Origin of the sequence: Nocardia amikacinitolerans, assembly GCF_900215415.1 — a bacterium.
Taxonomy (GTDB): Bacteria; Actinomycetota; Actinomycetes; order Mycobacteriales; family Mycobacteriaceae; genus Nocardia; species Nocardia amikacinitolerans.
In genome coordinates this window covers 91,987-106,600 of record NZ_OBEG01000007.1, presented here as the reverse complement: position 1 = coordinate 106,600, position 14,614 = coordinate 91,987, and the positions used below count along the sequence as shown (strand labels likewise).

10 protein-coding genes and 1 tRNA gene are annotated in these 14,614 nt (G+C 68.5%); 3 read left to right on the top strand and 8 right to left on the bottom strand.

Going from position 1 to position 14,614, the window contains the following annotated elements; genetic code table 11:
* Window positions 1–351 precede the first annotated feature (351 nt).
* Window positions 352–1,407 (top strand): alpha/beta fold hydrolase, encoded by a 1,056-nt coding sequence (locus CRP45_RS27955; protein WP_097247723.1) that lies wholly within the window; start codon window positions 352–354, stop codon window positions 1,405–1,407.
* Window positions 1,408–1,458: 51 nt separating this feature from the next.
* On the opposite strand, the gene CRP45_RS27950 is transcribed toward CRP45_RS27955, so the two are convergent.
* Window positions 1,459–2,352, bottom strand: a complete 894-nt coding sequence (locus tag CRP45_RS27950; protein ID WP_097247722.1) for a LysR family transcriptional regulator — start codon at window positions 2,350–2,352, stop codon at window positions 1,459–1,461.
* Window positions 2,353–2,443: 91 nt separating this feature from the next.
* Here CRP45_RS27950 and CRP45_RS27945 point away from each other — a divergent pair, with 91 nt between their 5' ends.
* Window positions 2,444–2,797 carry a DoxX family protein gene (locus CRP45_RS27945; protein ID WP_218841199.1) on the top strand — a complete coding sequence of 118 codons (354 nt, stop codon included), beginning with the start codon at window positions 2,444–2,446 and terminating at the stop codon, window positions 2,795–2,797.
* 1 nt (window position 2,798) lies between these two features.
* Here the strand turns inward: CRP45_RS27945 and CRP45_RS27940 are convergent, their stop codons facing one another.
* The 4 genes from CRP45_RS27940 to CRP45_RS27925 all read right to left on the bottom strand — a co-directional run bounded on the left by CRP45_RS27940 (window position 2,799) and on the right by CRP45_RS27925 (window position 9,039).
* Entirely contained in the window at window positions 2,799–6,752 is a 3,954-nt protein-coding gene (locus tag CRP45_RS27940; RefSeq protein ID WP_097247720.1) for a WD40 repeat domain-containing protein, read from the bottom strand.
* A 7-nt stretch (window positions 6,753–6,759) separates the two neighbouring features.
* Window positions 6,760–7,317, bottom strand: a complete 558-nt coding sequence (locus tag CRP45_RS27935; RefSeq protein ID WP_143861561.1) for a hypothetical protein — start codon at window positions 7,315–7,317, stop codon at window positions 6,760–6,762.
* A gap of 368 nt (window positions 7,318–7,685) precedes the next feature.
* Window positions 7,686–7,761 (bottom strand) — tRNA-Thr (locus CRP45_RS27930).
* 72 nt (window positions 7,762–7,833) lie between these two features.
* Window positions 7,834–9,039, bottom strand: coding sequence for a DNA polymerase III subunit delta' (locus tag CRP45_RS27925; RefSeq protein ID WP_097247718.1), 1,206 nt, complete (start codon window positions 9,037–9,039; stop codon window positions 7,834–7,836).
* A 170-nt stretch (window positions 9,040–9,209) separates the two neighbouring features.
* On the opposite strand from CRP45_RS27925, the gene CRP45_RS27920 reads away from it, so the two are divergent.
* Window positions 9,210–9,755 carry a DJ-1/PfpI family protein gene (locus CRP45_RS27920; RefSeq protein WP_097247717.1) on the top strand — a complete coding sequence of 182 codons (546 nt, stop codon included), beginning with the start codon at window positions 9,210–9,212 and terminating at the stop codon, window positions 9,753–9,755.
* A 38-nt stretch (window positions 9,756–9,793) separates the two neighbouring features.
* Here CRP45_RS27920 and CRP45_RS27915 read toward each other — a convergent pair whose 3' ends face one another.
* The 3 genes from CRP45_RS27915 to CRP45_RS27905 all read right to left on the bottom strand — a co-directional run bounded on the left by CRP45_RS27915 (window position 9,794) and on the right by CRP45_RS27905 (window position 14,440).
* Entirely contained in the window at window positions 9,794–10,297 is a 504-nt protein-coding gene (locus tag CRP45_RS27915) for a mycothiol transferase (protein WP_067790077.1), read from the bottom strand.
* A 59-nt stretch (window positions 10,298–10,356) separates the two neighbouring features.
* Window positions 10,357–13,191 (bottom strand): type I DNA topoisomerase, encoded by a 2,835-nt coding sequence (gene topA / locus CRP45_RS27910; protein WP_245910548.1) that lies wholly within the window; start codon window positions 13,189–13,191, stop codon window positions 10,357–10,359.
* A gap of 1,042 nt (window positions 13,192–14,233) precedes the next feature.
* Window positions 14,234–14,440: a cold-shock protein gene (locus CRP45_RS27905; protein WP_011206895.1), complete on the bottom strand. Its 207-nt coding sequence runs from the start codon at window positions 14,438–14,440 to the stop codon at window positions 14,234–14,236.
* Between the last annotated feature and the right edge of the window lie 174 nt (window positions 14,441–14,614).

Here is a 14,614-nt window from a genome sequence, read left to right as displayed (position 1 = left end):
GACGACGCCTCCCACACAGCGTTCACACGCCTCACATAGGCACTGGCTGTGTGGGGCGTGCACAGGGTGTGTGGGTGGGTTGGGGCGGGGCACCGCTGGGGGCTGGGTAACGATCGGGTACCGGTGATAGCGGCGCGGGCTCGGCAGGCGATGTACCGGATGTGACTGTTCTGGCCGTGTGCACTCCCGGGAGACATCGCTCGTGCGCGATGTTTCTCCTTCCGGGCAGAGTTCACCGGACCGAATATTGGGTATCCACAGATATGCGCCAGGATTTCCGCCGTCGAGCGCTTGCACTTGCAAGCACTTTGCTTGCATCGTAGTGTGGCGGATGACACAAAGGAGTGCACAATGCTGGTGACGTCGATGAAGACACTGGCGGGGGTGCGCGGCGCCGAGCCGCTCACCGCGGCTTACCGTGCCGGACTGCGGTCCCGCACTTTCGCGACAGCTTCGCTGAACAAGCCGACCGCACCCTGCGAGATCATCCCGGTCACAACCGTCGACGGTGCCAAGCTCCGCGTCCACGCGTACGGACCTGCCGACGGTGACGTCATCGTGCTCATCCACGGCTGGAGCTGCTGCATCGAGTACTGGAACCCGCAGATCAACGCACTCGCGGACCGCTACCGCGTGATCGCCTACGACCAGCGCGGACACGGCGAGAGCACCCTGGGCCGCACCGCCCCGAGCGGCGACACCCTCGCCGACGACCTGGCCACCGTCCTCGACGCCACCCTGCCGCGCGGCAAGCGCGCCACCCTCGTCGGCCACAGCATGGGCGGCATCACCTTGCAGGCGTGGGCCGCCCGCTACCCGGAGCAGGTGCCCGACCGCGCCAACGCGGTGGTGCTCGCGAACACCGCCTCCCGCGAGATCCGCCACGAGACCGATCTCCTCCCGCTGCTGAACAAGCCGCTGACGATGGCGCAGCGTCCGGTCACCCTCTTCGGCGCGGGCCTGCGCATGCCGCTGGTGTTCGCCGAGACGCTGCTGAGCGCACCGGTTCCGCTGCCCGGCGGCCCGCTGGCGACGGCCATCATCAAAGCCAGGCTGATGACAAAGAACGCGACCGCCGACGAGGTCGCCTTCTCGCTCGGCATCGTCCGCTCCTGCCGCCCGCTCACCCGCGGCCTGCACGCCGCGGCGCTCGCCGTCCTCGACCTTGGCGACGCGGCCAAGAACCTGACCGTCCCCACCACCGTCATCGCGGGCGAGTACGACTACCTGCTGCCCGCGAGGATGAACCGTCCGATCGTCGACGCGCTCGACGCCGCGGGCTCGCTCGGCGACTACCAGGTCTGGCCGACCGGCCACCTCGGCAATATCGAGGCCGCCGCCCGCTTCAACGCCGAAATCGATCGGATCGCCCAGGGCGCGAGCAACCAGCGCGCCACCGCGGTCTGACCCGGATCGTTCTCCCGGGCCGGTCGACGATGCCCGGCCCGGGAGCGACGTTCACGATTGCTCGAAGCGCAGGCAGCTGCGAACGAAGTCTTGGACCGGCGCGTTGTCGTCATCGATCGGATTCCACGCGACACCGACCTGGCTGGCGGCGATTCCGGCCACCGACCGGAAAACGATGCCGGGCCGCTGATAGAAGCGAGCCGCGGACTCCGGCGCCAAGGCGATGCCGTACCCGTTCGCGATCGCGTTGAGCCAGTCGTCCGGGTGCTGGGTGACGGCGCCGATGCGCGGCGGAACGCCGCCGCGCTCGTCGACGGCCAACCAGTAGTCGCGCCACGGTCCGGTCGCCTGCGGAGCGGCGACGAACGGTTCGTCCAGCAACTCGTGGAACGGGATCTCGTCGCGATCGGCGAACCGGTGCGTACTCGGCAGAACGACGCAGCGCGGCTCGGTGAGCAGCACCTCCACGCGCCATTTCTCCTGGTCGGGGATCGGCAGCCGCAGTATCGCGACGTCGACCCGGCCATCGGCCAATCCCGCGGTCGGATCCGACCAGGCACTCTGGCGCATATCCACTCGCCAGCCCGGCCTGCGAGCCGTGAATTCGGCGATGATCTCCGTGGTGGCCTCGTTGGCGGCGCTGGCGAGGAAACCCACCCGCAGGACGCGAGTCTCCCGCGCGGCCGCGACGTTGGTTTCGGACACCGCACGATTCCAGTCGTCCAGCAGAGCGGGCACCCGCCGCGCCAGCGCGCGCCCCGCCTCGGTGAGCGCCATTCCCGCCCGCGAACGCGTGAAAAGCCTTGCTCCCAACAAGGTTTCGAGCTGCTTGAGCTGCTTCGTGAGCGCCGGTTGCGAGACGTACAACCGTTCGGCCGCGCGGGTCAGATTCCCCTCCTCGGCCACGACCGCGAAGTAGCGCAGCAGCCGAGTGTCGACATCCATGCCCCCAGGTTATGGATACAGGTATTGGTGCCACAACGACCGCCGAATCGAGACTGGGTGGGCAACCTCGTCTCCGTCGGAAGGCTCCGCCGTGTTCGCCCTCTACGTCACCCTGACCACCCTCACCGCACTGGCCGCCGCGACCGGCGCGTGGATGAACTTCGTCCGCCACCCCATCCCCGTAGCCGCGGCGAAGGAGGTGCGCGTCCCACAGACCTGGATGCTCCCGCTGGGATCCCTGCTCGCCGCCGGCGCCCTCGGCCTCGTCGCCGGTTTCGCCATTCCGCTCGTCGGCATCGCCGCCGCCACGGGTCTGGTCCTCTATTTCATCGGAGCGGTCATCGCCCACTTACGAGTCGCGGACTTCCACCTCGGCCGCGTATCCACAGCCCTCGCCCTCACCGTAGCCACCCTCGCCGCCACCTTGGCGTACCAGATCGGCTGACCTAGCGCGTCAGCGCGATCGACATCAGGCCGTGCACGCCGCCAAGGATGAGAGTGCGCCGATCGGCGGGGTGGATACCCACCGCGAAGAGGTGGCCGCTGGTGTCGAACCGCACCCGTGGCTGTCCCTCGCCGGGGTAGCTGAGCGTCAGCTCGCCGCGGTTTCCGGCCGCGAGGAGTCGGTGACCGCCGTCGAGTTCGTCGACCCGAATAGCGTCGATCGCGCCCGGATGCAGCGGAATCCATGCGCCCGCGAGCCCGGCTTCCAGATCCCAGACCCGGATACCGGAAACGGTCGCCGCATAGACGGGCCCGTTTTCGGCGGCGCCGATCCGGGCGAACGAGAGGTACGGCCGGTAGCGGCCGCCCATGCGCTCCATCAATACCGGATCCGGGGCGGTGCCGCTCATCTGTTTGGCCTTCTCCGCGCGCCAGAAGGCGAGGTCGGCGCGGCTTCTGGCGTCCTCGGCGGCGATGAAAAAGTCCTCGCGGGTCCACTGCGAATCGTCGGGGGGAAGATCCGGCGGCGGCGGGTCGGTGTCGTCCTCGAGCAGCCCGTCCGGGTCGACGAGCGGTACCCCGATCTGGGTGCCATCGCGCAGGTCCCACAGCCGCAGCGCGCCGTCCTCGCCGCCGGAGAGCAGCCGCGGGTGCGTCCCGAAGAACATCGACCGCCGCGGCGGCAAGAACATGACGGCCTGCACCGTGCCGAGGTGTCCGGCCAGGGTGAGCGCACAGGTGTGGCTCGCCACGTCCCACAGCCGAATCGTGTGGTCCCCGCTGCCGGACGCGAGCATCAACCGCTTGCCGACCCAGCCGAATGCCAGTGCGGCAATGTATCGCCCGTGTCCGGTGAGTGTCCCGACCACCGCACCCCCGGTCGGGGTGAACGACGCCAGGACGATGGTGTTGTCGAACCCGCCCGCGGCGACCAGCAGGTTCGCCCCGGATGCGATCGAGGCGAGACAACGAATACCGCCCTGCCCGGTTGAAATCGCCGCGCCGATCGGCTCGCCGCTGTCCACGTCCCATTGGCGCAAATTGCTGTCGGAACCGCCGGAAACGACCACCGCGCGCCCGGCCACCTCGCCCGTGATCACCCCGTAGACAGTCGTCAGGTCCGGCGCCTCCGCCGTGGCGGCCGACAGCAGCTCCGCGACCGGCCAGATATTGACCACCCCGTCGTAGCCGCCGGAAACCAGCGCGACATCGCCTCGGAAGCGCGTGGTGGCCAGGACCGTAGTGGCGCTGTCGTGCGGCACGGGAACGGTGGCGAGCCTACGGCGGTCCGCCAGCGCGTAGAGGTTCAGCGACCGTCCACCGACGGCGAGGATGTCGCCGGGCAGCACCGCGAGCGCGTGCAGCGACTCGGCGTCGACGACGATCGGGTCGCCGACGTGGCTGCCGTCGTGGGGGTTCCAGAAGCGGACCACGCCGTCGTCACCAGCGGTGACGACGACTGTCTGGCCTGAAACAGACGCCGCGACACAGGCATTGATGTTGTGGAAGGCCGCTATGACCTCCTCGGGTTCCTGCTCGTGGATCGGGTCCGGACCGAGATCGGCCGGGACGTCGCCGAGGTGCAGCACCGCGAGCCTGCCGTACTGGTCTCCGATCACCACGGCCGGAACACCGTCGAGTGACGTGAACGCGAACGACTCGGGGGTGCCGTACACGAAGGGGTTGAGCAGGGCGCGCGGCTCACCGGTGGCTAGATCCCAGACGGTGACTACGCCGTCGAGATCCCCGGCGACCGCGTACGCGTGATCATCGATGTCGGCCACTGCGACCGCGGAGAGTTCGGCAGGCGCGCCGAGCGTCACCGATCCCGAGGCTATCCGGCCCGCCACAACCAGCCGGGGCAGTCTGTCGAAGCCCGCCCGCCCCGAGAGCGGCGGCACGCTCGGCGCGCCGGTCACCGGATCGAAGACGTGCACGCGACCATCGGCGGCTCCGACGATGGCGACGATGCGGCCGAACGCGGTACCGAGATTCAGCGCCACGGGCGTACCCACCACGGCCGCGAGATCGAATGCCCGCGAGACCAGTCCGGTGACGCGGTCGACTGTCCGCACGACGCCATCGGCGCCGAGCAGCACGATTTCGTCCAGCTCGGGATCGGCCGCCATGGCCACGGGCGGGGCGTCGCCGAATCGCCCGAGCCGGTGATGCGGGTGCCACAGCCACGTGCGCAACCACCGTACCGAGAGGTCGCGCTCCACATCGAGGGCGGCGAGACCATCGGTGAGCGCGTCCATCCGCTGTTGCCGAGCGACCAGTTCCAGGTGGCCGGGACGTTCCCGAACCGGGCGGCCCGAGAACCTGCGGGCAGCCGCCTCGTACACCCAACCCGCGGCCTTGGCCTCGGCGCCGCGGAGCAGCGGCAGCTCACGAAGCAGCACGTCCGGCTCCGCTGCGACGAGGAATCCCGCATCGAGCACCAGCTCGTCCAGTCTGCCCGCCGCCGCGGCGTGGACAGCGAGGTAGCGGCGCAGGTAGGCGTCGGCCGTTTGCCAACCCGCGCCGCCGCCGAATCGGCGCAGGGCGCGAGCGGTGATTCGGTTGTGCCAGTGCGTGGAATCGACGCGCAGGAGCGGGTCGGTTCGCTCCGACTCCAGGAATTCGCCGAAGCTCTCGTGGTAGAGCTGATATCCGCCGTCGACCTCGTCGAGAAACTGTGCGAGGCGCTGCACCGCGTCGGCGATCCACTCCGGCGCGATGGACAGCCCGACCAGTTCGGCGGCAGCGTTCGGTGTCAACGGTTCCTGCGCAAGGGCGAATGCCGCGAGTAGTGGGAGATACAGCGCCGCCCACGCCGGGTCACGCCGCTCCGGATCGCTGGCCACCGGCACCTCGGTCGGCGCGTTCTCCCGGATGAGCCCGAGGAAGAAGGCGTAGAGCTCGTTCAGTTCGCCGGGCAGCTCCGCAAGGCGAGCCAGTGCGACCAGGTCGCCGTGCCGTTCGTTGGCGCTCGCGTCGAGTATGGCGCGTAGCACCGAGCGCGCGTACTGGAAGCTGCCGTCGGCGCGCTCGGCCACCTTCGCCAGGAAGCGCTCCGGCACCAGGTCCACCGCGCGCAAACCGGCGCCGAGCAGCGGCTCGACCGACGCGACCCGGCTGGTGTAGCGACGCAGATCCCGGTCGACCTCCGTGGACTCCTCGCTGATCGCCAGTTCCCGCAGCCAGCGCCGCTGCGCGCCACGGAATCTGGACAGCAGGACACGGTCCGGGCGCGCGGTGACGACCACCCGGATGTTCGCGGGCAGTTCGGGGCAGACGGCCAGCCAGTTCAGCACATTCGCGACCTGGTCACCAGGCAGAAAGCGCAACTCGTCCACGCCATCGATGACGACAAGAACCCTGGTTTCCGGGCGGATTCGGGCCAGCGCGATGGCCGGTGCGAGCAGCGCGAGGTACTGGAGGTTCTCGAAATCGAGCAGACGTTCGTCGGCGACGATCCGCCCCGCCTGCACCGCGACGACCTCACCATCGATCTCCCCCGCCCGCTGCGTCACCACCGCCGATGTCGCCGCGAACGGGGAAACGACCAAATCGTCCACCTTGATACCGACCATCCGGCCGCCCTGGCCGACGCGGCCCGCCTGCTGCTCGATCACCAGCCGCAGCGCGTCGGTCTCGAATGCCTCGGGGTGCAGCACTGCGAACTGGTGCCCGAGGGTGAGCAGGACCGAGCGCACGTCACCGGCCGACGCGCGCGACATACTGTCACGGCGGATGAAATAGCGCAGCGCGCTCGGCTCGTGTTCGACCAACCAGGAGGCGAACGACGACTTTCCGCTACCGGGACCGCCGGTGAGCAGCACGAAGCGACAGTCGGGTTCGTCGAGCAATTCGGTGAGTGCCTCGGCGAGCCAGGGCCGTTCGACGAAGAACCGGTCGAGGTGCATCTCGACGACCGGCTGATAGAAGAGATCGCCGACCTTGATGCCGGTCATCTTTCACTCAGCCGCCGATCCGGTCCGCGTCCACACCGACCACACGGCCACCGGCCCCGACATCACCGGCCTTCGTGCGCACATCGATGTCGGCGCCGTCGATAGCCCGCGCCCGCACCCCCGCGAGATATCCGTCCACCCGCTCGGCCTCCACCGCGACCTCGATCGTGGTGCCCGACGTGTCGCGGCGCTCGCCGCGAAAAGTGATCCGCTGCCCGTAAACGAGTTCCAGCAACCGCCGCAGCGCCTCGACCCGCTCCAGTAACTCCGGGTCCGCCGGGTCGACATCGGCGAGCTGTTGCGCGTACCGCGACAACTGCTCGTACAACCGCTCGAACTCCCCGATTCGACCCTCCACCAGATCGAAATCAACTGGAGCCGAACGTAATTCACCATCGAGCACGTCGCCCCCACCGCCCGGCAGCATCGTGGTCTCGGCATCGTTCTCCGCCGACCGCCGCTCCCGCCTGCGCCGCAGTATCTCGTCTACCTGCCCGTACAGAAACGTAATGCCCTGCGCGAGCGCCAACGCCCCCACCCCGGCCAATGTCAATGGCTCCGTCACCGACGCTCCTCCCGCGCAGTAGGACCGCTCCAATTCTGTCCCACCGCAACGCGATCCGTTGCCCGTTCGCGGAATTGGGCACAGCCATGACAACCGCGAGCGTCGGTGAACCGGTGGCGCTTCGGTTCCGTCGGGAAGGAGGAGGTAGCACAGGTGAGCTGCCACGCGATGCTTCCGCCCGCGACCGAGCGCGGCGGTACATAGCCCGTGGGCGGGTGCATCACGCTGCGGCGGACGCGTTGAACGACGCGGTGAGCAATCCGGGCTGATCAGCAGACGTGTCGAGCCACTTTGTTGGGACTTGGTTGGGAGTTGGGCCGGTTCGGACGGGAGTCCTTGATCCAGAAACCGGCCTCTACCAGCGGGTATGGAGCCGCCTGGGGGAATCGAACCCCCGACCTTTTCATTACGAGTGAAGCGCTCTACCGACTGAGCTAAGGCGGCGTGCCTTTCGGCCACGCGAGTCTATCGTCTCCGCCCCCGAATCGCGAAAACGGGTGGTCCCGCGGGGTGCGGTCAGGCGGATTGGGCGGCCATGATGGCCGCGACCATGGCGGCGAGGGCGAAGCGGGGCTTGACGTTGAGGTCGAGGGCTTCGCGGCAGTCGAGCACGGCCTCGATGGAGCGCAGCAGGCCTTCGGGGCGCACGCGATCGGCGAGGTCGTGGATCTGGTCGGACATGTCGGGATGGGTGAGGGTGACGCCCGAGCCGTTGCGCGCCGCGCCGAAGCGGACGGCCAGCGCGTCGCGGTACACGCCGGCCACGTCGATCAACGCGCGGTCGAGTGCGTCGCGGCCGGTGCGGGTGGCTCGGGATTTCTGGCGGCGCTCGAGATCCTTCAGCACGCCCGCGGAGCCGCGGGTCGCACTGGCCGCACCCTTGCCGGTGCCGCCCGCTCCGAGCGCGGTGGCCAGCTCCTCGCGTTCGCGTTCGTCGCGGGCCGCGCTCATCTGCTTGGCCTCGTCGTCGGCGGCCTTCACCAGTTCGTCGGCGGCGGCGTAGGCCGCGCCGGGCCGCCCGACGGCCGCCACCAGCGCAAGCGCCCGCTGCCGACGCGCCCTCGCCTCTTCGTCGGTGGCCAGCCGCCGGGCCCGTCCGACGTGGCCGCCGCTGACCGAGGCCGCCCAGTTCGCGGTCTTCTCGTCGAGTCGGTCGCGCTCCTTCAGCACCTTGGCGATGGCGGGCACCGACGGGGTCACCAGGTGCACGTGCCTGCACCGCGAGCGCAGCGTGATCGAGATGTCCTCCGGGTCCACCGACGGCGCGCACAGCAGGAACACCGTGCGGTCCGGCGGCTCCTCGACCACCTTGAGCAGCACATTGCCCGCCGCCTCCGTCAAACGGTCGGCGTCCTCGATCACCACCACCTGCCAGCGCCCCGTGCTCGGACGGCGCGCCGCGATCTGGACGATCTCGCGCATCTCCTTGGTGCTGATGCTCAGCCCCTCGGGCACCACCCGCCGCACGTCGCCGTGGGTGCCCGCCATGGTCGTGGTGCAGGCGTGGCACTTTCCGCAGCCGGGCATGCCGGGATCCGTGCACTGCAACGCCGCCGCGAAGCACAGCGCCGCAATGGATCTCCCCGATCCGGGCGGGCCGGTGAACAACCAGGAGTGCGTCATCGCGCCCTCGACCGCTCCGGCGCGGGCCGCGATCGCGGCAGCCGTCAGCTCGGACTCGACCGCATCCTGGCCGACCAACCGATCGAAGACTCCCGCCACGGCCTACACCCTAGTGGTGCCGTCCGACAAAGTCCGCAGCCCGGGCGGCGGGAGGTCGGCCTGCCCGCCACCGCGCTCGGCCTGTCCCCGCGCGACACGCGGGCGCTGCCGAGCAATCGTTGACCCAACTCATCGCACAGGCGGATCCTCGATGCGGAGGTGGAATCATCGTGAGAATTCTGTTGATCGCCGGGGACGCCGCCGAAGACCTCGAGGTCTTCTACCCCTACCAGCGCCTGCTCGAAGAGGGCCACGCGGTGGACATCGCGGCGCCGACCGTCAAGAAGCTCCAGTTCGTCGTCCACGACTTCGCGGATGGCTTCGACACCTACACCGAGAAGCTCGGCCACAGCTGGCCCGCAGACATCGCACTGGCCGACGTCGTGCCGGAAGACTACGGCGCGCTCGTGGTCCCGGGCGGACGCGCGCCGGAGTACCTGCGCAACAACCCGGACTGCCAGCGCGTCGTCCAGCATTTCGCCGAGCAGCGCAAACCCATCGCCGCCCTGTGCCACGGCCCGCTGATCCTCGCCGCGGCGGGCGTGCTCACCGGCCGCTCGTGCAGCGCCTACCCCGCCCTCGCCCCCGACATCGAGGCGGCGGGCGCCAAGTTCGTGGACAGCGAGGCGCACGTCGAGGACAACATCGTTACCGGCCGCGCCTGGCCCGACCACCCTGCGTGGATGCGCGAATTCCTCCGCCTGCTGCGCGAGTGAGCACGACGCCGCGCCGCGCGCCAACTACGGGCAGCGATTCATGACACCCTGGAATAGGTGCTGTTCTGTCCGTCCAGTGCCTCGCGGATGATATCGGCGTGCCCGCAGTGGTGCGCGATCTCCCGCAGGATGTGCAAGATCGTGAAACGCACGGTCTGCCAAACCCTTTCGGGCGTCCACGGGGCGGTCGGGGTGGGGATGGAGGTGTCAAGGCTGTCCACGGTCCAGATCAGCTCGGCCGTTTCGGCGGCCACCTCGTCCCAGGTGTCCAGCAGGCCTTGCACCGTCTCGTCCGGCGCCATGACGTACTCGCCCGCGAACTTGGAGACGTCCAGCTCGGCGTGCTCGTCACGGGCGACGATCACCGAGGTCCAGTGCCGCTCGCAGCTGATCAGATGATGCAGTAGGCCACCGAGGGTCAACTCGCTGACAGTGGTGCGCTTGCGCGCCTGCTCGTCATCGATGCCGCGAACGGTGATTCGGAACAGCTCGCGCTGATCCGCCAACATCGCGATCAGATCCTCGCGCTCCCGATCGGCCATGGTCGGTCCCTTCCCCGGTACGTCGTACCGCCCGAGGCTAGCCCAACCGTGGCCGATGCTCAGGACTTCTCGGCGGCCGTCTTCTTGGCCGGGGCCTTCTTGGCGGCGGTCGTCTTCTTGGCGGTGGTCTTCTTCGCCGTGGCCGTCTTCTTGGCCGCGGTCTTCTTCGCGGCCGTCGTCTTCTTGGCCGCGGTCTTCTTGGCCGCCTTCTTCACCGGACCGCGAGCGCGCCGATCGGCGAGCAGCTCCGAAGCGCGCTCGTCGGTGATGGTCTCGACCTCGTCGCCCTTGCGCAGGCTGGCGTTGGTCTCACCGTCGGTGACGTACGGACCGAAGCGGCCGTCCTTGATCACCATCGGCTTGCCGGTCGCGGCGTCGTTACCGAGCTCACGCAGCGGCGCCGCGCTCGCGGCCTGCCTGCCGCGGCGCTTCGGCTCGGCGTAGATCTTCAGCGCCTCGTCCAGCGAGACGGTGAAGATCTGATCCTCCGACGCCAGCGACCGCGAGTCGGTGCCCTTCTTCAAGTACGGACCGTAACGGCCGTTCTGCGCCGTGATCTCCTCGCCAGAGGCCGGATCCGCGCCGACCACCCGCGGCAGCGACAGCAGTTTGAGCGCGTCGTCGAGGGTGATCGTGGCCAAGTCCATGGACTTGAACAGTGAACCGGTGCGCGGCTTGGGCGCGGCCGCCTTCTTGGCGGTCTTCTTGGCGGGCGTCTCCTCGGCGGCGGGCTCGGGCAGGATCTCGGTGACGTAGGGACCGAAACGTCCTTCCTTGGCGACGATTTCGTTCCCGGTCTCCGGATCGACGCCGAGACTGCGACCTTCCTGCGGTGTCGCGAACAGCTTCTCGGCGGCCTCGGCCGTCAGTTCGTCGGGCGGCAGATCGTCGGGCAGGTTGGCCCGCTGCGAGATCGGATCACCCTCGGGGTCATCGGGATTGACGACCATGCGCTCCAGGTACGGCCCGAAACGACCGACCCGGACCACCACGTCGCGGCCCTCGTCGTCGGTGAAGAGCTTGATCGAGTTGACCTCGCGGGCGTCGATGTCGTCGAGCTGCTCGCCGACCATCTTCTTCAACCCGCCGGAACGCGCGACCGAACCCTCGACGCCGTGATCGCCGCCGAAGTAGAAGCTGGACAACCAATTTCCGCGCTGCTCGCGGCCGCCCGCGATGGCGTCGAGGTCGTCTTCCATGGCCGCGGTGAAGTCGAAGTCGACCAACCTGCCGAAGTACGCCTCCAACAGACCGACCACCGCGAACGCCACCCACGACGGCACCAGCGCGCTGCCGCGCTTGTACACGTATCCGCGGTCCAGGATCGTCTTGATGATCGAGGAATACGTCGAAGGACGGCCGATGCCGAGCTCTTCGAGCGTCTTGATCAGCGAGGCCTCGGTGTAGCGCGCGGGCGGATTCGTGCTGTGCCCATCGGGATTCAGCTCGACGGCGGTGACGCCCTGACCCTCTTCCAGTGCGGGAAGCCGAGATTCGGCGTCGTCGGACTGACCGCCCGCCTCCTCGTCCACGCTTTCCACGTACGCCTTGAGGAAGCCGGGGAAGGTGATCGTGCGACCCGACGCGGAGAACACGCACTCCTCACCGGTGCCGGCGACACCGGTGATGCGCAACGTCAGCGTGGTCCCTCGCGCGTCGGCCATCTGCGAAGCGACGGTGCGCTGCCAGATCAGCTCGTACAGGCGGAACTCGTCGTTGTCGAGCCGCGCGTGCAACTGGCCCGGCGTGGCGAAGGTGTCGCCCGCGGGGCGGATCGCCTCGTGCGCCTCCTGCGCGTTCTTCACCTTGCGGGTGTACTGACGCGGCGTGGGGTGCACGTACTCCGCGCCGTAGAGCTGGGTCGCCTGCGAGCGGGCCGCGGCGATCGCCGACTCCGACAGCGTGGTCGAGTCGGTACGCATGTAGGTGATGTAGCCGTTCTCGTACAGCCGCTGCGCCACCCGCATGGTCCGCTCGGAGGTGAAACGCAGCTTGCGGCCCGCCTCCTGCTGCAGGGTGGACGTCATGAACGGCGCGTACGGCTTGCGGCTGTACGGCTTGGCCTCCGCCGAGGACACCACCAGATCCGCGCCGTCGAGCGCCTCCGCCAGCCGCCGCGCGTAACCCTCGTCCAGGACGATCACGCCGTTGGTCGACTTGAGCTGCCCGTCGGACCCGAAATCCCGGCCGGTCGCGACCCGCGCGCCGTCGACGTTCACCAGTCGCGCGCCGAAGGTTCGCGGATTCGAGGCGTCGACCGCCTCGCCGGTACCGGCGTCCAGCTTGGCCGCGATATCCCAGTACTCCGCGGAACGGAACTGCATCCGCTCCCGCTCGCGTTGGACGATCACGCGGGTAGCCACGGACTGCACCCGGCCCGCCGACAACCGCGGCATGACCTTCTTCCACAGCACCGGGCTGACCTCGTAGCCGTACAGCCGGTCCAGGATGCGCCGGGTCTCCTGCGCGTCGACCAGATCCGGATCCAGCTCGCGAGTGTCCGCCGCCGCGGCCTGGATGGCGGGCTCGGTGATCTCGTGGAACACCATCCGGCGCACCGGCACCTTCGGCTTCAGCGTCTCCAGCAGATGCCAGGCGATGGCCTCGCCCTCGCGGTCGGGGTCGGTGGCGAGGTAGAGCTCGTCGGCGTCCTTCAACAGGCTCTTGAGCTCGGTGACCTTGGCCTTCTTATCCGGGCTCACCACATAGATGGGCTCGAAATCGTTGTCCACATCCACGCCGAGGCGCGCCCACGGCTGCCCCTTGTACTTGGCGGGCACGTCCGCCGCTCCGCGCGGCAGGTCCCGAATGTGGCCGACCGAGGCCTCGACCGTGTAGTTGCGGCCCAGGTAGGGCGCGATCTTGCGGGCCTTGGTCGGGGACTCGACGATCACGAGACGACGCAGGGGACGGCCCTGGTCGGCTGCACCGCGGTCTCGTGTTGCCACCGGCGAATAACCTTTCCTTCTCGACCCGCGCGACGCGCTGGTGCGCGTTTGTGCGCGGTTTGGGGCAAGCGGCGGCGACGCTGACATCGCTACCAGTCACGTTTATACCTTGACGCTGGTTGTGGTCGAGTGCTTGCGACCCGAACCACTGAGCGTACGTGATCGTTGCCGATCAGTATGCCCTGTTGTTCGGCGCGCTGGCGCGCGCGTGTTCGCGTCCTTCTATCTCTCGCTTCCGAGCGGTCGAGACTCGCGACTGCGTCGCATGCGCTTCGACCGCTCGGAAGCGAGACGGCCGCGAACGGGCTCGTAAGGCTCGCCTCGGGGGTGGTTGGTGGGGGTGGAATGTTGGGGTTGTTGCCGATATATACGGAGTGCGGGGGCGGGTTGGATGTGTTTGGGCGCGCGCCAATCGCTGTGGACGGCAAGGGGCTTCGCCGCTGGGGAGCTTTCGAGCTGGATGATTCGGGATCAGGTCCGCTCGCCGCCGGAGTTGTGTTCGCGACATAGTGCGCGAAGGTCTGTTCTCGGGCGTGGCGTTCTGGCCGATGCCGTGCGCGTGGACGGCCGCTCGGTTGAGGATCGGGGTGCGTGACCGTGGCTCGAATTCGGGCGGACTCCGCGGCTGACCAGGGCCAGCTGATTGCGACGCGTGCCGGTACTGCGGCAGCGTCGTCGCGGGGTCGGCTGTTCTCCGGCCGCGGTGGGCTGACGTACGAGCTCTCGGGGCCATTCAGGTGCCGCACGCTGCGGTTTTGCCGTCTGGAACGACCCCCGCTCAGCTATGCGCGCCCACTCCGGAAACCGATTGGAAGCTCGTGAACCGGCATCCTTCGAGCAACGCGGCCCGCGGAGCCGTCACCGGCCGGCAGCAGCGCATTTAGTTCATATTTTTCACGGACCGCCGTTTCCGACCCACCCCGGATATAGCTCGTCCCCCACCTCCGGCTCACCGGTGGTGGGGGACGAGCTGTGTATTGAGCGTCGCTCAGCTGAGCGCGCGAACTCCGGTGGCCTGGGGGCCCTTGGTGCCCTGGCCAACCTCGAACTCGACCTTCTGGTTCTCCTCGAGGGTGCGGAAGCCCGACCCCTGGATCTCGGAGTAGTGGACGAAGACGTCAGCGGAGCCGTCCTCGGGCGCGATGAAGCCGAACCCCTTCTCCGCGTTGAACCACTTCACAGTTCCCTGTGCCATTCTGTTCCTTCTCTTTTCTTACCGGAACGGCGGACAACTGGGTTCGTCCACCGGGTCCGTTCCGACCGCTGTACTCTTGGTTCCCCCTGCAGGAAAGCACCAAGCACACCGTTCGCAACATCGATCCTGCTGACGGTTTGGACTTTGGATCCGTCCCTCGAACACAGAAGCTTG